General features: G+C 46.4%; 15 protein-coding genes. 8 read left to right on the top strand and 7 right to left on the bottom strand.

Annotated features, from left to right (window positions below; genetic code table 11):
- Positions 1-9 precede the first annotated feature (9 nt).
- The 3 genes from ICN43_RS06230 (at position 10) to ICN43_RS06240 (ending at position 2,083) form a co-directional block, all read left to right on the top strand.
- Positions 10-1,008 carry a tripartite tricarboxylate transporter substrate binding protein gene (locus ICN43_RS06230; protein WP_255533442.1) on the top strand — a complete coding sequence of 333 codons (999 nt, stop codon included), beginning with the start codon at positions 10-12 and terminating at the stop codon, positions 1,006-1,008.
- 113 nt (positions 1,009-1,121) lie between these two features.
- A complete protein-coding gene (locus tag ICN43_RS06235) occupies positions 1,122-1,559 on the top strand; it encodes a hypothetical protein (RefSeq protein WP_216197873.1) in 438 nt (145 codons plus the stop codon).
- A gap of 44 nt (positions 1,560-1,603) precedes the next feature.
- The gene (locus ICN43_RS06240; RefSeq protein WP_216197875.1) at positions 1,604-2,083 is read left to right on the top strand and encodes a glycine zipper family protein; all 480 of its coding nucleotides are present in this window, start codon (positions 1,604-1,606) and stop codon (positions 2,081-2,083) included.
- Between the two features lie 15 nt (positions 2,084-2,098).
- Here the strand turns inward: ICN43_RS06240 and ICN43_RS06245 are convergent, their stop codons facing one another.
- From ICN43_RS06245 to trxA, 5 genes are all read right to left on the bottom strand, one after another.
- Positions 2,099-3,490, bottom strand: a complete 1,392-nt coding sequence (locus tag ICN43_RS06245) for an MATE family efflux transporter (RefSeq protein ID WP_216197877.1) — start codon at positions 3,488-3,490, stop codon at positions 2,099-2,101.
- A gap of 3 nt (positions 3,491-3,493) precedes the next feature.
- Positions 3,494-5,221 carry a glycosyltransferase family 39 protein gene (locus ICN43_RS06250; protein ID WP_216197879.1) on the bottom strand — a complete coding sequence of 576 codons (1,728 nt, stop codon included), beginning with the start codon at positions 5,219-5,221 and terminating at the stop codon, positions 3,494-3,496.
- A gap of 90 nt (positions 5,222-5,311) precedes the next feature.
- Positions 5,312-5,656, bottom strand: a complete 345-nt coding sequence (locus ICN43_RS06255; protein WP_015421284.1) for a type B 50S ribosomal protein L31 — start codon at positions 5,654-5,656, stop codon at positions 5,312-5,314.
- Between the two features lie 146 nt (positions 5,657-5,802).
- Positions 5,803-7,065: a transcription termination factor Rho gene (gene rho, locus ICN43_RS06260; RefSeq protein ID WP_216197880.1), complete on the bottom strand. Its 1,263-nt coding sequence runs from the start codon at positions 7,063-7,065 to the stop codon at positions 5,803-5,805.
- Positions 7,066-7,274: 209 nt separating this feature from the next.
- A complete protein-coding gene (gene trxA / locus ICN43_RS06265; protein ID WP_114691518.1) occupies positions 7,275-7,601 on the bottom strand; it encodes a thioredoxin TrxA in 327 nt (108 codons plus the stop codon).
- Between the two features lie 118 nt (positions 7,602-7,719).
- Here trxA and ICN43_RS06270 point away from each other — a divergent pair, with 118 nt between their 5' ends.
- On the top strand, positions 7,720-10,719 hold the full coding sequence (locus ICN43_RS06270; protein ID WP_216197882.1) for a PD-(D/E)XK nuclease family protein: 3,000 nt from the start codon (positions 7,720-7,722) through the stop codon (positions 10,717-10,719).
- Complete coding sequence (locus ICN43_RS06275; protein WP_370623162.1) at positions 10,716-14,222, top strand: UvrD-helicase domain-containing protein; 3,507 nt, start codon at positions 10,716-10,718, stop codon at positions 14,220-14,222. Before ICN43_RS06270 ends, ICN43_RS06275 begins: the two co-directional genes overlap by 4 nt.
- Before the next feature lie 8 nt (positions 14,223-14,230).
- Here ICN43_RS06275 and ICN43_RS06280 read toward each other — a convergent pair whose 3' ends face one another.
- Together ICN43_RS06280 and ICN43_RS06285 are read right to left on the bottom strand one after the other, a co-directional pair.
- Entirely contained in the window at positions 14,231-14,578 is a 348-nt protein-coding gene (locus tag ICN43_RS06280; protein WP_255533444.1) for a BrnA antitoxin family protein, read from the bottom strand.
- Positions 14,559-14,831, bottom strand: a complete 273-nt coding sequence (locus tag ICN43_RS06285; protein ID WP_216197886.1) for a BrnT family toxin — start codon at positions 14,829-14,831, stop codon at positions 14,559-14,561. Before ICN43_RS06285 ends, ICN43_RS06280 begins: the two co-directional genes overlap by 20 nt.
- A 194-nt stretch (positions 14,832-15,025) precedes the next feature.
- On the opposite strand from ICN43_RS06285, the gene ICN43_RS06290 reads away from it, so the two are divergent.
- The 3 genes from ICN43_RS06290 to ICN43_RS06300 all read left to right on the top strand — a co-directional run bounded on the left by ICN43_RS06290 (position 15,026) and on the right by ICN43_RS06300 (position 18,293).
- Positions 15,026-15,868 carry a tetratricopeptide repeat protein gene (locus tag ICN43_RS06290; RefSeq protein ID WP_216197888.1) on the top strand — a complete coding sequence of 281 codons (843 nt, stop codon included), beginning with the start codon at positions 15,026-15,028 and terminating at the stop codon, positions 15,866-15,868.
- Between the two features lie 38 nt (positions 15,869-15,906).
- A complete protein-coding gene (locus ICN43_RS06295; protein ID WP_216197889.1) occupies positions 15,907-16,407 on the top strand; it encodes a DUF1993 family protein in 501 nt (166 codons plus the stop codon).
- A 200-nt stretch (positions 16,408-16,607) separates the two neighbouring features.
- Positions 16,608-18,293 carry an amidohydrolase gene (locus ICN43_RS06300; protein WP_216197890.1) on the top strand — a complete coding sequence of 562 codons (1,686 nt, stop codon included), beginning with the start codon at positions 16,608-16,610 and terminating at the stop codon, positions 18,291-18,293.
- Positions 18,294-18,392 lie beyond the last annotated feature (99 nt).

Genomic DNA, 18,392 nt, shown 5'->3' on the forward strand with positions numbered 1-18,392 from the left:
AAGTCCTTTATGATGATCGCTTCTAGGCTGGTGAAGGGTCTGGCAACGCTATTTGCTTGCCTGAGCTTTGCTAATACCGCCCAATCTCAAACAGTTAAAACTAATACTACTTGGCCCAAACAAGCCATTCGGATTGTGGTGACCTTTACCCCAGGCGGTGCGCCAGATATTTTGGCGCGCGTTCTCGCAGAGAGTTGGCAGCAAAGCTTAGGTGTGCCAGTGCTTGTTGAAAACCGTCCGGGCTACGGCGGCAATATTGGCGCTGAAGTTGTTGCAAAGAGCGAGCCAGATGGATACACACTGCTGATTGGCACGGTGGGTATTCATGCAATCAACGGCGCTCTTTATGAAAAGATGTCTTTTCACCCAATTAATGATTTCACGCCGATTAGTTTTTTAGCTAGCACTCCCAATGTGCTGGTGGTTAATAAGAAGCTGGGCGTGAATAATCTGCATGAACTCATTGAGTTAGCCAAAGCAAAACCAAATGAGCTTACTTTTGGATCCTCTGGTGTTGGTACTTCTCTGCACATGTCTGGAGAACTCTTTAAAGAAATGACTGGGGTGCAGATTCGTCATATTCCCTACAAAGGAAGGGCTCAATCACTGCCTGATCTTATTAGCGGGCGTATTTCCATGCTCTTTGATAATCTCTCTTCATCATTACCCCTGATTAAGGCGGGTGAGGTACAGGCTTTGGCAGTAACCACACTAAAACGCTCACCGGTAGCTCCAGAGATTGCGACCATGGCTGAGCAAGGTTTACCTGGATTTGAGGCTACGTCTTGGTTCTCCCTCATGGCGCCGGTAAATCTCCCTTTAACTCTACAAAAACGCTTAAATACCTTAACTCGTCAAACTCTCAATCAGTCTGAGGTTAGAAACAAGTTACTAGCTATCGGTTTGGAGCCCGCTCCAGGAAGTCCGCAAGACCTTTCTAGGTTGATTCAATCTGAGACCAATAAATGGGGTAGGGTTATTTACAAATCGGGCGCAAAATTGGAATAGTGAGTTAAAAAAGCTGGAATGATAAATATTCCACTCAAAGCCTAATTCTTGTCAGCTTGGATTTAATTGAAGCGTTAAAGAGAATAGGAGGCGACCAAATAATGGGGTCCACTATGAAAACAAGCCAAATGCAATGTAAATTAGTCAAGTCTAAATTAGTCCTGATGCTTCTCGTCTCTGCAGGTTTATTCTCGCTTGTTCCGCTGAGTGCTCAAGCTGGTAATGTCGGCTGGGCGGTATCTGTTGGTGGTGGCTATGGTGGCGGTTGGCGTCCAGCAGCTTACGGCCCTGGCTGGGGGAGTGGTGTATGGGGTCCTGGCTGGCGTGGGGGGTATTACGGCCCTGGCTATGGCTATCCTTACGCCACTGGATACTATGCACCCCCAGTCGTCTATGTAGCACCACAGCAGCCTATGGTGTTAGCTTCTCAAGCTCAGCCCCCAGTTTGGTATTACTGTGAAGCGAGTGGGCAGTATTTCCCATACGTGCAAAGTTGCTCATCTGGCTGGCAGACGCAGCCAGCAGTCCCACCATCAAGCATGCGTCGATAAAACTGCATACACAATTGAGCAATTATTTGATTTAAGGAATTCATATGAAACGAACCATACTGACATTGGCCATCATCAGCTCTTTAGCTGCTTGTGTCTCTGCACCAACCGGTCCCACAATCGCAATCATGCCCCGTGAAGGCAAGCCTTTTGAAGTGTTTCAGCAGGAAGATCAGCAATGTCGGGAGTTCGCTGCAAATGCAGTAAAAGATACGAGTAATGCCGCCTTAAAAGAGGGTGCTACTAGTGCTGTTATTGGTGCTGCTTTAGGTGCAGCTGCTGGCGCAGTCATTCAAGGTGGCAGTAGTCAGAATATTGGAACTGGCGCAGGTGTTGGACTTCTTGGTGGAGCCGCTATGGGTGCTATGAATTCCTCTGGCAAGCAAAATCAGGCACAAGTTCAATACAACATCGCTTATCAGCAGTGTATGTATTCCAAGGGTAACCAGGTGCCAAGCTATCCATCGCAGGGAGGTAGCCCTAGATACGGGCCACCGAGCAGTGGCTTCAAACCCATTCAATAAATCAATTTACTGAAATTAAACCTCTACTGGCGGACGCGTTTTCTCAAAGCGTGCCGCCGTTCTTCTAAATAGATAGAGTAATAGCAAGGCAGCTAATCCTAGGCTCATGCTATTGCCAGCCCAAAATCCATTGGCGCCCTGTAAGAATTCCGGTGTGTTGCCAAAGACATTAAAGCCCATCAAGTAGCCGCCGCCAAGTCCAAGGCCCCATAGGGAACCTGCATAAATTAGCATCGGCCAGAAGGCGATGCGATAAGCACGCAATATAAATGCCGCAGTCACCTGCAGAGCGTCAAAAACTTGATAAAAAGCGATAAACAAAAAAAGTGGAATAGAAAATGCTTTTACCTCTTCTGGTGGATCGTAGAGCTCTAATAGCTGGAATCTGAAGATCCATACCGCAACACCAATCAAAACACATAGCGTAGTTGTAAAGAAAACCGACGACCAGCCAATTTCTTCAGCACGCTCTTGCTTGTTTGCGCCAATAGATTGGGAAACTAGCGTCATCGTTGCAATCGATAGGGATAGGGGCACCATATAAATCACTGTCCCCATATTGGCGACAATTTGATGGCCAGCTAAAGCAGTCGTTCCAAGGCGCGCAATGAAGAGTGACATAAAGGTGAAGGAGGTTACTTCAATTAAATAACTCAAGCCAATTGGCGTCCCCAGCTTTAGCAGAGTCCAAATGCGATGCGAATCTGGCCAGCTAAAGCTTGCAAAGATGTTGAATGGTTTATAAAAGCCATCAAAGACTACAAAGGCAAGAGTGATGATGAGCCAGAACCAATTGATGATGACAGTAGCTACTGCACAGCCCGGTCCGCCCATGCCTTCAATGCCGAAGCCGCCATAAATAAAGAGGAGGTTGAGCGGGATTTTTAGGCCTAAGCCAATGAGTTGAACTACGGTAATGACGGCCGGCCTAGAGACTGCATTATGGAGCGCCATGAGAACGCGCATTGCCATACTAGCGGGCAGGCCAATTGCCAAAATTTGAAGATACAACCTCGCCTTGCCTTCAATATCCGGCGTTACTTGAGAGATTTGTAGAAGATGATCCGCATTGAGCAAAATTGTTCCGCCCAATAGAGTAAGCCCAAGAGCTAGCCAAGTGGCTTGACGAACTTCCTCGCCAATCTCACTAAAACGCTTTGCACCAAAGAGTTGTCCAGCAATGGGGGCGAGTGCAGAGATCACGCCGGTAAGCCCAACATAGACGCTAATAAAGATAGCGGAAGCCATTGCTAGTGCAGCTAAGTCATCGGCAGAGTAGCGTGCCGTCATTGCGGTGTCTAAAACTCCGAAAGCAATCACAGCGAGTTGACCAATGAGTAGTGGGCCAGCGAGTTTTAGTAGGGAGGGGATATCCTCGCGCAGACGCGATAATTTAAAGTGCGCCACGGTTTATTCTTTGTCGGCAGGGGTAATTTCGTAAAGGCGAAGACGCTCATCACGGTCAGCAGCACGGCGATCCTCCCACAGTAATTCAATTTTCTTTTTATTGAGGTTGGCATAGGCCTTTGCCTCTGAAGAGCTATGGGTCAACATGAGATTACAGCTAGGATCATCCCTTAGCGGAAGCTTAGTGAAATAACTAAATGAAGCGAGCTGGGCCTGACCTAGATTGGTGGTGTCAATACAGCCTGGCGTATTGGCAATAATGGTTTGCAGACGATCAGAAACATAGCGATAGGTTTTAGCGTAATTAATTGTTGGTAGCCACAAGGTCATCAACAGCACCCACATCAAAGTGGTGCCTGCAGCGGAAATGATGAGGCAGCGCCAGATTTCTTTGGGAGCACGAGAAGTTCTCCAGCGCACAATCGCCATCCACACACCAGTAATGATGAGGGCAATAATCAGGCCAATTAAGTCAAATTGCGCCTGAAATCCTGGTAGCAGTCTTGCCAAATTACTAGCTGTAGATTCCGGAAAGCCGGTGATTTTTGCTAACCAAATAATCCAAATGGCTAGGGCAATCAATGTGAAGCTAAACATGGCAAACCAGTCAATGAAGCTAATCAGGCCACGCTTGAGAATCGGTAAGCTAAATGCAGCAATAATGGATAGGCTTGGAATCAAAATGATGAGGTCATGCTCATTGGCTTCCAGTCTGAACAAGGTATAAATCAAGCACCCAATAAACAAACTTAGCGGAATACAAAGATGAGGGGCGCGCCATTGACCTGCCTCTTTCACTCGAGCCCAATGTGCGAGCGAAATAATAGCCAATGGCCAAACCGGCCAGGCATAGGCCCAGAAGTTAATACTTAAAAATGCTAGGGATTGAATGGAAGGACTTGTGCGCATTTCTGGCATATTGCGCCAACCTTCCTCTGCAATATGACGCCACTCTGGAGTGAGGTTCCCTAGATGCCAAAGCGTAGGCCAGATTGCAAAACCAATCAGACCTAAAACGGTGCTGGTCAAAGTCCAGCGAAAACGTAATTTGGCATTACTAGCAATAACTGCAATGATGGTCGAGCTGACGATGATGAGGCTTAGTGTGAGATTGCTAGAGAGTACAACAATAGCAATACCAAGACCAGTCCATAAACCACCTTGCCAAGGTTTATCCAGGCCACGTACTGTGCCGTATAAGACGATACTGATACCCATGAGTTGCGCCATCATTGGCGTTGTCTCATGTGCGCGTTGTGCAAGACCGACGCAAGCTAAGAAAATCAATAGTGCACCATCTGCTAAAGTCATGCCGTAGTTTTTACGACCTGGCTGCCCACCAACTGCTAGCACCATGGGTTGCACTTCTGGGCGACGTCCTAATAGGTAGGTTGCATACCAGATGGCAAGGGCAGCAGCAAAGAAGCAAACTGCTGAATAGAGACGTGCAGCATTAGCCATGCCAATCCATGGGCCAAACCAATCCATCAGAGTGGCACCTAGCCAATAGGGAAAGGGTGCACCAAGAGAAGTATCGCGGCCTGCTAGATGCGGAACAATCCAATCAAGCGAAGTGCCGTTCTTTAAGGTCCACATGCCACCAAAACCAATAGCATCCTCATTCTTCCATGGGTCGCGCGCAAATAGCCCTGCCAAACCATAGACTATGGTCAGCGCAAAAATAATGATGCGTGGGATGGATGTAGTGGCGGCGGCGGTGAGTTTGACCATAAAAAACTAGTAATAAAAAAGGCAGCAAACGCTGCCTTGATTATCTCGCAGGGGAGGGTGTATGCCCAACCCCTTTGTTGAGTATGCCTATTACTTCTTCTTAGCTGGCTTTTCAGCAGCTTTAGCTTCTGCAGCAGCAGCTTTTTTCTCGGCTGTTTTAGCGGCGCCATCACCAGTTGCTTTGGCAACCGCTTTAGTACCGAATTTCTGACGGAATTTCTCAACACGACCGGCAGTATCCATAATCTTCTGAGTACCAGTATAGAAAGGGTGTGACTCAGATGAAGTCTCAATCTTGGCCAATGGATATTCATTGCCATCTTCCCACTTAATTGTCTCTTTAGTAGACATAGTGGAGCGAGTCTTGAAGCTGAAGTTGTTAGAAACGTCTACAAAGACGATTTCACGATATTCGGGGTGAATGCCAGGTTTCATTATTGAGTCCTATTAGCGGGCAGCCGTTTTGATCTAAAGACCTAAATACTTACCCAAGTTAAATGCAAATTATTAAAGCTGTAAAGGCGAAATTATGCCATGAAATCAACAACAAAGCGCACTTTTACTGACTCTGAGAGCCTAAATTAGCCACCCTTACGCATTAAATCGAAGAATTCACCGTTATTTTTGGTCGATTTGAGCTTATCAACGATAAAGTTCATTGCCTCAATATCGTCCATATCGGCCAATAATTTACGTAAAACCCAGATTTTTTGGAGGTTTTCAGCTTTAACCAAAAGCTCCTCACGACGGGTGCCGGACTTGTTGAGGTTAATCGATGGGTATACACGACGCTCGGCCAAACGACGCTCAAGGTGAACTTCCATATTGCCAGTACCTTTGAATTCTTCGTAGATGAGGTCATCCATACGGCTACCAGTTTCAATCAAAGCAGTTGCAATGATGGTGAGTGAGCCACCTTCCTCGACGTTACGTGCGGCACCGAAGAAGCGCTTTGGACGTTGCAATGCGTTTGCATCGACACCACCAGAGAGTACTTTTCCAGATGAAGGGATTACGGTGTTGTAAGCACGAGCAAGACGGGTAATCGAGTCAAGCAAGATGATGACATCTTTTTTCATCTCTACTAAGCGCTTGGCTTTTTCAATCACCATCTCAGCAACTTGAACGTGACGAACAGCTGGCTCATCAAAGGTTGAGGCAACCACTTCACCACGCACAGAGCGTTGCATTTCAGTAACTTCCTCAGGGCGCTCATCCACCAACAACACGATTAAGATCGCATCAGGATTATTTGTGGAAATCGCATGGGCAATGTGCTGCATCATGACTGTCTTACCGGATTTCGGTGAAGATACGATCAGACCGCGTTGACCATAGCCAATCGGGGAGATCATGTCGATAATGCGGCCTGTTAAATTCTCTTCAGCCTTGATGTCACGCTCTAATTGAATGACGCGATTTGGGTGCAATGGGGTGAGGTTTTCGAACATGATGCGGTTCTTCAAGGCCTCAGGAGCCAAACCGTTGATCTTGTCTACTTTGACTAAAGCAAAATAACGCTCACCATCTTTAGGAGTGCGAACTTCGCCTTCAACGCTATCACCAGTATGCAGGTTAAAGCGACGAATTTGCGCAGGAGAGATATAGATATCGTCCGGAGAAGCCATATAAGAGGCATCTGGAGAGCGTAAGAAACCAAAACCATCTGGCAACACTTCTAAAGTACCGTCACCAAAAACAGATTCACCTTCCTTGGCACGTTTCTTGAGAATGGCAAACATCAACTCTTGTTTGCGCATACGTTGGGTATTTTCAATCTCCAGGCTGGCTGCCATTTCAAGTAGGGCGGATACGTGGAGTACTTTGAGTTCAGATAATTGCATGTGGTTCTCGGGTGTAGATAAGGAAGTAGATAGGTTTTGGGGTATCGCTGTCTAGATGGATATCAGACGGATTGGAAAAACAGAGTTTTTGGGAGTTTGCTAGAAAAGAGGGGCACTTAAAGTGCGTTGAAATACTGATGAACTAGATACTACACTAAAAACAGCTAAAAACCACAGGCTCACCCAGTGAACCTGTGATCAAGGACTATTTACAGATGACTATCAATAAATGCAGTCAACTGAGATTTGGCCAAAGCGCCTACTTTTTGAGCAGCAACAGTGCCGTTCTTAAACAGGATCAATGTCGGGATGCCACGAATATTGAACTGGGCAGGAACACCTTGGTTCTCATCCACATTCATCTTAGCAATTTGAATCTTATCGCCGTATTCGCCAGAAAGCTCTTCCAGGATAGGGCCAATCATCTTGCAAGGACCGCACCACTCAGCCCAGAAGTCCAGGAGAACAGGTTTATCGGACTTGAGAACGTCTTGCTCGAAAGATGCGTCAGTTACATATTTGATGCCGGCACTCATGAAAATTCCTTAATTAATCTTATTTAGTTTTATATAGTTATTGCACTACAACGCTTATATTAGCAATAAGCCACACTTTCTGCCTAAATTCTCAAAAGAAACCCCAGAACTTACCTCAATGCCGCCCCCATTTCCCATCCTAAACGAGCAGAAGCAGCCACATGCTTGGGCAATAGCGCCTAATGCCAGTGCTCTGAAATCACTCGCCGAGGGTATCTGGAATTGTGCAAAGCAAACAAACCAGCGCCCCTTAGTGGTGCTAAGTACCGCAGGCCCATTAATGGGGGTGAGAGCAGCCCTGGAAAAGTATCGACCTAACGATCTGCCAAATCACATTGCCTTCCTGCCCCAAGTCATGAGTTTTAACGACTGGCTAGAAGCAGCGCCAGGCGCCTGGAAGTTCCCCAAAAAGCAAACCGATCTAGAGCGTTGGCTATCTGTATATGCCACTCTGCGCAAACATAAGCAGTTGCAATCCTGGTTCAAAGCAGAAAACGAGGCAGGTTCGTGGGGATTGGCTCAGGCCATCATCGCAGCCTGCGATACCTTATCGAACTCTATAGCGCCCAGCCTTCAGCAAGAGCTACATCGATTAATCTCAAATCAAGAAGAGCTTATTACTCAAAATACGCAATCTTGGATTGAAACCCTTGAACCATTATTAGATCGCACCATTGGGCGGGCATATCCAGCACTTGCAAGAAAAGTAGTGGATCAAGAAGCGCAAGTGCTGCTGACATTTTGGAGATACATCACCAGCCCAAGTGATCCCGCATTCAGAAGGCAATTTGCTATGGCCGCCCATCTTGAGGCTGCCAAGAAAACTTCACAAGCAAGTACAAAACCTTTAAATACAAGACCTTTGATTTGGGTAGAGACCGCAGACCCAACTCCGAATGATAAGCAGCTTATTCAAGGATATTTAGCGGACTATGCGCAGTTCGCGCCAGCAGTTGAAGTGACGATGAACTGGGAATCAGTAGCACTCTGGGCCGAAGCAATAAGCCGCCAGATTCCTGAAGAGCAAAAGCTGCAAACCATCCAAGCCAATATCAGCAATGCCCATCCAGAGGATTGGCATCTCATTGCCGCTAAGCGATTTGAAGAGTTGGCATGGGCAACAGCTAAAACCATTGAGCAGCAGTTAATAGATGGCAAAACCAATATCGCCCTGGTAGCGCAAGATCGTCTCGTGGCCAGAAGGGCGCGTGCATTGCTTGCACGTCTAGGCCCATCTCTCAAGATTCAAGATGAAACGGGCTGGAAGTTATCCACCACCAGAGCAGCTGCAGCGCTCAATAGTTGGCTCGAGTTATTGCGCGCACCATCTGAGGGTCCGAGTGCAGCTGATCTATTGGAGTTTTTGCAAAACCCATTCCTAGATCTTGGAAAGTGCCTTAACCCCAACGGTACGCGTGACGCAGAATCTTTAAATGGATTGGTGGCACAGCTCGAAGATATTTTGATTGCTAGTCAGGCTAAATCTGGCTGGGAAACTTTTCATATGGCGATTGAGGGATCGGTCGCACATGGCTCTGCTGCACCTAATCCGCTTTTACTAGAGTTACTGCAATCCATTCGTGGTCGCCTCAATCGTTGGCGTGGAATCAAAATCAATTGCGCTCTAGCCCATCAATATCTGATGGATGACCTGATTCAAGTGGGAATGACTCAGAGCTTAGAAAAAGATTCTGCTGGCAAACAATTGCTTGAGCTGCTGGAAACATTTAATTTTGATGTTGAGCATCAGCAAATTTCGATGCGCCTCAATGAATGGCTGAGTTTATTAAAGACCGTCATTGAAGAGTCTTCTTATGAAGAGAAGGGTATTAATGCGGCGGCTACTTTAAGTATCTTGCCTCTTAGCTCCACTCGCTTTAGGGAATTTGAATCTGTTGTGATGGTAGGTTGTGACGAGCAGCAGCTTCCTACATTTTCAGAGCCACCGTTATTTTTCTCCGATGCCTTGAATCGACTCTTGGGTGGATCGAGTATTGAAGCTCAATTTATTCAGCAGGCACGAGATTTATCTCAATTGCTTGTCTCCTTCCAAAGTGTCAATCTCCTTTGGCAAAGCAAGAGCAAGAGTGGGGAGCCCCTAAGACCATCTGCCTGGATCCAGCGACTCCAAATCGGTTTGCCCAATTGGCAGGCACAAAATGCTAGTTCCTTATTTACACCTCGCAGTGGCACAGCAATCCCATCACAAATGGCAATCGCAAGCCTAGACGTAGACTTGCCAATGCCTGTCTCGATGAGTCCAAGTGCTTATAAAGCTTTACGAGACTGCCCTTATCGATACTACGTACGTAGCCTACTGGGCTTACGCAAGCTTAAAGGGTTTGAAGAAGGCTTTGATGCTTCTCTTGCTGGTCAAACGCTGCACAAGATCTTGCGTAACTTCTATCACGCAATGAAAAGTGAGGCACAAAAGTCCCTCTCACCAATTACCGTTGACCCTGAACTGCGCGGCGCTTGGATGCAAGATCAGCTCACACTGATCTCCGAACAAGTCTTTAAGCGTTTAATTGAAGGGGATGCCAGGGTCTTGGGTATCTTGAGGGATTGGCAAAAACAAATCCCGAGTTTTATTCAATGGCAGTTAGATCGTGAGGCACAGGGCTGGCAGTTTTATGACGCTGAAGTAAAGGTTGGTTTTGATCTACCGTTTACCGATGTCAATGGCAATGAGCGTCATATGCGGATTGAGGGTTATGCCGACCGTTTTGATGTGAGTATCCACGATCCAAAAGCTGCATCGGTTATTGACTATAAGAATCAAAATCTCGCCAAATTAGAGTCGCGCTCAGAAGTACTGTTGGATGATCCACAGTTATTAATTTATGCCAGAGCTTCTAATGAGAGTAACAAGATCCCTGGGCGCGCAGTCAATGCAGCTGAGTGGGTGGCCTTAAAAGCGGATGTAAAAAAGGGTGGTGGTGAGTCTGAGCGTTCAGTAGTCGTCTTAGAAATGCCAAAGCTTATGCAAGTATTTTCTGAGCAAATAACTGAGGATATGCAATCTCTTTGGTCTGATAAACCACTCAAAGCATTCGCACCCGATAGTGTTTGTCAGTATTGCGAGGCTAGGGGTATTTGCAGAAAGGGGATGTGGTGAGTAACTCTACTTTCCCAGTCAACATTGCTTGCGACCCTAATCGCTCGGTCATCGTGTCTGCCTGTGCGGGTAGTGGTAAGACCTGGTTATTGGTTGCCCGAATGACTCGCCTCCTGTTAGCAGGAGCAAAGCCTCAAGAAATCCTCGCGCTTACTTTCACCAGAAAAGCTGCACAAGAGATGCGTGATCGTCTCTATCGCTTGTTGGAGGAGTTTTCACAGGCGAGTGATGGGCAACTTATTGGACATTTAACTGAGCGTGGTCTGAATGCTGATGAGGCGAAGGCATTACTGCCTACGGCCAAGTCTCTCTATGTCAAAGTGCTATCAAGCCCACAAGGCATTGTGATTGATACCTTCCATGGTTGGTTTGGCAGGCTCTTAGGCGCAGCACCAATCTCAACAGGTATTCAGCCTGGCTTTAGCTTGCGAGAGGATGCAAAGCGTTTACAAGATGAATGTCTGGATGATTGGTGGGGCAATTTACCAGAAGATATTACAGCGCATTACGACACCTTATTAAACGCACTAGGAGCAAGTGAGACCCAACACTTCTTAAGGGGTAATTACAGCCTCTTTAAACAAAGAGGCGCTTGGACATTCTTCTCTCAAGCATGCAAGGCTCGAGGTACTACCCCCATTGAAAGACTTAAAACTGATTTATCGAGATTAAAGATCAATAATCCGCTCAATAGAATTTGGAATGCCATTAACGCCAAAGAAGACTTAGAGTACTTGCATCGCTGCTTTAGTAATAGCGGGGCTACTGAGATGGCCTATGCGCCCACTATTCAGATGGCAATCGACCTAAAGAATAGCGGTAGTGATGTGATGGAGATAGCACCGATATTGCAGTCAGTATTTTTGACTCAAGATAAAACCAATCGCACATCGAATGATAAAGCTGCGGGCGATCTCAAGAAATACCTCAAAAAAGTGGGCGAACTGGATCGCGAGCAAGAGCATGTGACTTATAAGCAAGCTTGGGCAACTGTTTTCTTAGAATTTGTTGCCTGGAAAAAAGAGCAAGAGGCCTTCGCACTCAATGAAGCTTGGTTTGCAATGAGCGCTGCCATGATGGATCACGTGAACGTAAGCAAAGAGTCCATGCGTGTGCGTGACTTTGATGATCTGGAGATCGGCGTTAGTCAGTTGATGGCGGATTCTGCTAATGCGGCCTATTTGCAGTCTCGATTAGATGCGAAGTACAGGCATATTCTGGTGGATGAGTTTCAGGACACCAATCCTTTGCAGTGGCAAATTCTGCGGGCATGGTTAGAGGGTTATGGTCAGGATGAATCTAAACCCACCGTCTTTATTGTAGGGGATCCTAAGCAGTCCATTTACCGATTCCGTCGTGCTGACCCGAGATTATTTAATGATGCGCAGGCTTTTTTAGTAAAGGAAATGAACGCAGCTTCATTAAACCAAAACACTACCCGCCGTAATGCCCCGAAAATCAACGAGGCAGTCAATCAGATCTTCGGTACTGAACAATTACCAGAGTCATACCCATTTACCGCCCAAAACACTTTGTGGAAAGCGCCGCTAGTCAATACTGCACTAGCGCCATATTCAAACGAGGGTGAGGCTTATTTATTGCCTCTCGTGAAATTTGAGATCGAAGAGTTAGAGCAAAGAGCAGGCAATGCTTTTGAGCAAGCCATTGTGGATGCGAGGCAAACTGCTGACGTCGCTCAGCGCTATCTTGAGGGGCAGCAGGTCAGTACGTTGATCCAGCATCTCATTCAGACGCGTCCTGTAGTGGACCGCATCAATGGTCAAGAAGTCTGGCGCAAGGCAAGGGAGAGTGATTTCTTGCTATTAGTTAAGCGCCGCAAGTACCTTCCGCAATTTGAGCGTGCTTTACGTGAGGCAGGCTTAGCATTTGAGAGCTCAAGGCTCGGTGGCTTACTCAATACGCTGGAGATTGATGACCTGATTGCACTCTTAACCGTCTTGGTAACGCCGCGGCATGATTTGCCGCTTGCCCAGGTATTGAGAAGCCCGATCTTTGCATTTACGGAGAGCCAAATGCAAACCCTTGTTAAGGCAATGGCATCTAATCAATATCGCTCGTGGTGGGATGCTTTGCAAGAGAGCCTAGATGCTGGCTTGATACAGGCAGCGCGGTATTTGGAGCATTGGCGCATATTAGGTGAGCGCTTGCCAGTACACGACTTGCTTGATCAGATTTATCAAGAGAGTGATTTGCGTATTAAGTACGCTAGCGTTTCTCAAGAAATTGCCCGTGCGCAAGTTTTAGCGAACCTCGATGCCTTCCTGGAGCTCGCGCTGAATCAAGATGGCGGCCGTTATCCAAGCTTAGGTCGCTTTATTGAGGAGATTAATACTATTCGTCGTGGCGATGATGATGAAACTCCTGATGAGGGTGATGTTGAGGTGGAATCTGATCTCGCAGAGCTTGATGAGGGGAGTGAGTTATCTGAGGAGGATAAAAACAAGCGCGTTCGTATCATGACAATTCATGGAGCAAAAGGCTTGGAGTCACCATTTGTGATTATGCTCGATGCGAACCATACCGAAGGTAAGGCGGATCATCGTGGCGTCTTATTGGATTGGCCGCCCGAGAGTGAGAGTCCTAGCCATTTGTCGATGTACACCTCAGCCACCTTAACCAATCCTCGCAGTGAAGTACGTGAACGCGAGCTACTGATTGGTAAGAACGAGAACTGGAATCTGCTCTACGTTGCAATGACCAGAGCAAAGCAGGGACTGTGGATTAGTGGTGTAGCAAAAGCACCCACCACAAAAAATCCTACAGGCTTAGATGAAAAGTCTTGGTATGGCAGAGCAACCTTGGGTCAGTTACCTATTCTTGAAAATCAACCAGGGCTGACAGAAAACAATACCCAGGTGCTAGTAAGTCAAAAGACCGTCAATCCAAAGAGCTTCATGATGGATGACTTTGAGATTTCCTGGGGCTCGGCTAAGGCTGGTCATGAGCAACAGCTCAAAAATATCGAAAGTGGCATGACTTTAGAAGTATTTCAAGGTGATGGCAATACGCTGGATAGCTCCAAAATATTGGAGGAGGGCGTGCACTTTCATCAATTGCTACAGCATCTCACTCTACAGACTGGAGCAGCAAAGCCAGAAGCGATTGGCGTAGAGCAAATCGCACGCTGGCTCGGCATTAGCAATGAGTTGGCAAGTAAAGCACTAGACCAGGCAACTACCGTTCTCAATACTCAAGAGCTTGAGCAATACCTCACAGCAAATCAGTGGGTGCAAGCCTGGAATGAGATTGATATTGTGAGTTTAGATGGCAAGAGCTTCCGCTTAGATCGCTTAGTAGAGTTTGGCGATCACTTGGCTATCCTGGATTACAAGCTTACGATCCCCGAGGTGGGTAGTGAAGCTCATAATAAATACCGCGCACAGCTCAATAACTACAAACAAGAGCTGGCCAGAATACGTCCAGATAAGCCGGCTAAGGCCTTTTTAATCTCTGCTAGAGGTGAGATTGCGGAAGTTAGTTAAGCGCATTCTTAAGCGGCAATTTTGAGTTTGCTTGAAATTAAATTACCTTTAATAATTTTTTTCTCAACAACTGATATGGATTTAGCTTCTTTTTTAATTTCACCCAACACCAGATTGATGAACGTTTGCCATCCTTCACCTTTGGATTTGTAGAAATCTAAAACATCCTTATCGATTCTCAGGGTAACTTGCTCTTTACTTCCACTGCCTAAGGGCCTGCCACGACCACGAACCATTGTGGGTCTGGCCTTCTCCCACTCTTCATCGGTGAATGGAATGGAATCTGGGTCTGCCATCGCAGCCTTTGTGATTGCAGCATCTTCTGCTGCAGTCGGTCTAATTATTTTCTTTTTCATACTTTTCAACCTCCCGAACATTTGCTTTTCTCAAGCTAATAACTCTGATGCCTACTTTTAGCTCAACGTAAACAATGCAGTACAAGCGTTGCTTCATTGGGACCAGCGCTATGCGCCTTTCCTCACCATAATTTTTCCTGCCATCAATCCACTCTAGGGCCGCATCCCACTCAAGTAGCTTAGCCTCTGCAAGAGATAAACCGTGTTTCTGAATATTTGAATTATTTTTAGCCAAATCATAAGATAATTTCATCGGAAATATTGTAGTTACGTTAAATCATATCAGCAATGAATTAATATAGCTACAAAAAATAAGGATACTCAATCCCTAGAATTGCGACACCCCCCTTGAAATCCACCCTAAAGGCCCTATATAAGTAGGGAATAGCAAAAATCCCCAAACTGGGGATAATGAAATTCACACGAAACATCCTACAAGGAGTCTTCATGAACATTCGTAAGGTAATTAATTTATTCGTTGGCGTATTCGCAGCAGCGCTACTGTTAACTAGCAACGTAGCATTTGCCGAGGCAACTTTGCCAGAGGTATATAAGGCGGTGCAATCTGGGCAGATGGCTAAAGCTGATGCCATGATGAAAGAAGTTCTGCAAAACCATCCTAATAGTGCAAAGGCGCACTATGTGGCGGCCGAGCTTTATGCCAAAGAAGGTAAGGTAGAGGCAGCGCGCAATCATTTCATTAAAGCGCAAAACTTAGCGCCAGGATTGCCATTTGCACAAGCTGAGTCTGTACAAAAGCTTCAAGTGCAATTGGCTAGCACTCAAGTTGCGCCTGTTGCTAGTCAGACATCCATTTTCAGCAATCCACTCTTCTGGGGTTTGATTGCCATCTTGGTCATTGGTGTTGTTATGGTGATGAAGCGTCGCAAGGCTGAAGCAGTACAGGTCTACAACGCACCAAGCGCTGGTTACCCTGGAACTCCAGGCGGCCCTGTTGGCAATCCTGGTGGCCCCGGTGGCCCTGGATACCCTGGAGCCCCAGCCGCAGGTGGAATGGGTAGCGGCTTGATGGGTAGTCTTGCAACTGGTGCTGCATTAGGTGCTGGTATGTATGCTGGTCAAGCATTGGCCGGTAGCCTCATGGGTGGGCGCGATGGCGGCCATTCCAATGCGGATCACGGCGCCAACCCTAACTTCAATCAAGTGGGCGGCCCAGCATCTTTGGATCCTAATTTTGGTGTGCGTGATGCTAGCTCTTGGGATGATGCTAGCTCAGGATCCTCTTGGGATGACAATAGCGGCGGTGGCGATTTTATGAGTGATGTTTAATTCACTCTTAATCTAGTAGCTCATATAAGAAAGTATTTATGGCAATTTCCATGTACCAAGCATCGGCTCCTCAGTTAAAGAAGATGCTAGTCAACCTCACCACCATTCTGACTATGGCTGAAGAGTATGCAGCTGCAAAAGGAGTCGATGGTAAGGTCTTGGTAGAGGCGCGCTTATTTCCAGATATGTTCCCTTTGGCAAGGCAGGTACAGATTGCTTGCGATCAAGTGAAGTTTGGTTTGGCGCGTTTGGCTGGCGTTGAAGCGCCTAAATTTGAGGATACCGAAAGCACGCTTCCTCAGCTAAAAGAGCGTATTGCTAAAACGATTGCCTTTATGGATAGCATCAAGCCTGAGCAGATTGATGGCACAGAAGCAAAAGTGATTCAGTTCTCAATTAAAGGGCGAAACTTTGAGTTTGTGGGTGAGCAATATGTACTGACTTGGATCATCCCAAACTTTTACTTTCATATCACAACCACCTACAACATCTTGCGTCACAACGGTATTGAGCTCGGCAAAGCAGATTACCTCGGCTAATGGAGAGAGTAATCGAGTTCATCGAAGTGGGGCATGCTTGGCTTTATCGGGCAAGTATCTATACCTCGAATGCTCTCTTAGATGATCCAGCTATTCTGGCTTTTGTATTCTGCTAAGAAGAAACCAAGCGGCTCAAGCAAATAAACCACCTTCGGGTGGTTTTTTCTTACTCAGCATCTTTTCCTGTAAAAATGGTGCTTATGAAAATGATTCCCAAAATTCTGCTTGGTGCTTACCTGTCCATTGCGATAATGGCCTTTGCTGCTCCTGCCACCCTCTATTTCAACGGGGACATTTTGACAATGGAGGGTGACAGTCCCAAGTATGTTGAAGCCGTTTTGGTGAAAGATGACAAGATTGCCTTTGTTGGCGATATGAAAGGGGCTTTGGCTGAGGCTGGCAGCAATGCCAATATGTACGACTTAAAAGGCCATACCCTCTTGCCAGGTTTTATTGATACCTGGGGTCACTTTGCCTTAATTGCGCAAGATACCTTTGGTGTGAATGTGGCGTACTTTTCTAAAAATCCACCGCAGAATAAGTCACAGCTATTTGAAAAACTCAAAACTGAAGGAAGGCTTTTTAATGGCTGGATTGTTGGTACGGGATACTCAGAAGCGCTATTAAGCGATGGTGCAATTACCTTGGCAGAGCTTGATCAGGCCTTTCCCAATACACCAGTCTTAATCGAAAATATTTCTACCTTAACAGGTATGGTTAATAGTGCGGGCCTGAAAAAATTAGGGATTACTGCTGCTACTAAAGCAGTGAATGGATTTATTCCAGTTGATCCCAAAACAGGGAGGCTGACTGGTGACCTCATTGGTATGCCTTACCTCACTGCAGTAGCAAAAGCAGTAGGTAAATATTCTCAAGACCTCACATTTGAGTCTTATCGCAAGGCTGAGAAGCTCTATCTGTCTAACGGCTTTACCACTGCGCAGAGCTATGAGGCCACTCTGGCTGATATGCGTAATATGCGTTTGGCAGTAGATCGCGGCATTGTAAAGCTTGACTTAATTGCTTTGCCAACTTTTGATATTGTTGATGAGCTCCTCAAGACTAACCCCAATTACCAGTTTGGTGTCTACAGTAAAGGTGATCGAGGGTTCAAGGTGGCGGGTATACAAGTACCCACTGATGGTGCGCCACAGTTACGCTTGGCTTACTTCACCAAACCCTATTTGGATACTACGGGATTTTCAAAAGATTGGCGCGGATTTCCCTATTATCCGCAAAGCTTGATTGATAAGTACGTCAAACTAGCTTATGAGAAAAATATCCAGTACTTTGGCTATAGCAATGGTGACGCTGGTATTGATATGACGCTTGCGGCTATTGATAAGGCTATCAAAGAGACTGGCATTCGTGATGATCGCCGTACGGTGATCGCCCATTCATTTTTTGTGCGTGATGATCAACTAGAAGGCTATAAAAAGAACAACATCATGGCAGTGATGATGCCAAACGACACCTGGTTATATGGCGATGTTTATCCCCGGGTTCTGGGGGCAGAGCGAGCTAATAATTTAAGTCCACTAAAGAGTGCGCATGCAAAAGGCGTCGTAACTGCGCTTCACAATGACACCCCGTCTTCTGGCCCGAATGTGCTCTTTTCCATTTGGAGTGCCGTGAACCGCCAAACTGCTTCTGGAAATACCTTAGGACTAGAGCAAAAAGTGGATCCCTATCTTGCGATGAAAGGTTTTACTAGTAATGCGGCCTATCAATACAAGGAAGAGGGTAAAAAAGGCACTATCACTGTAGGCAAGTTGGCCGACTTGGTTGAGCTCAATCAAAACCCTCTTAAGGTAGACCCAAAAGACATCAAGGACATTGGTGTTGTGCAAACCATTAAGGCTGGAGTATCGCTGTATCAGAACTGAGTGGGGCGCCAAACCATCAGGCTGAACCCTTAAAAATGGGTCAAAAACCACGTTTTTGAAAAAATAAGGCCCGGGTATTGAAATACTGTATGGATATAC

It is taken from the genome of Polynucleobacter sp. UK-Mo-2m-Kol15 (assembly GCF_018881505.1).
In the GTDB taxonomy this organism is placed as follows: Bacteria; Pseudomonadota; Gammaproteobacteria; order Burkholderiales; family Burkholderiaceae; genus Polynucleobacter.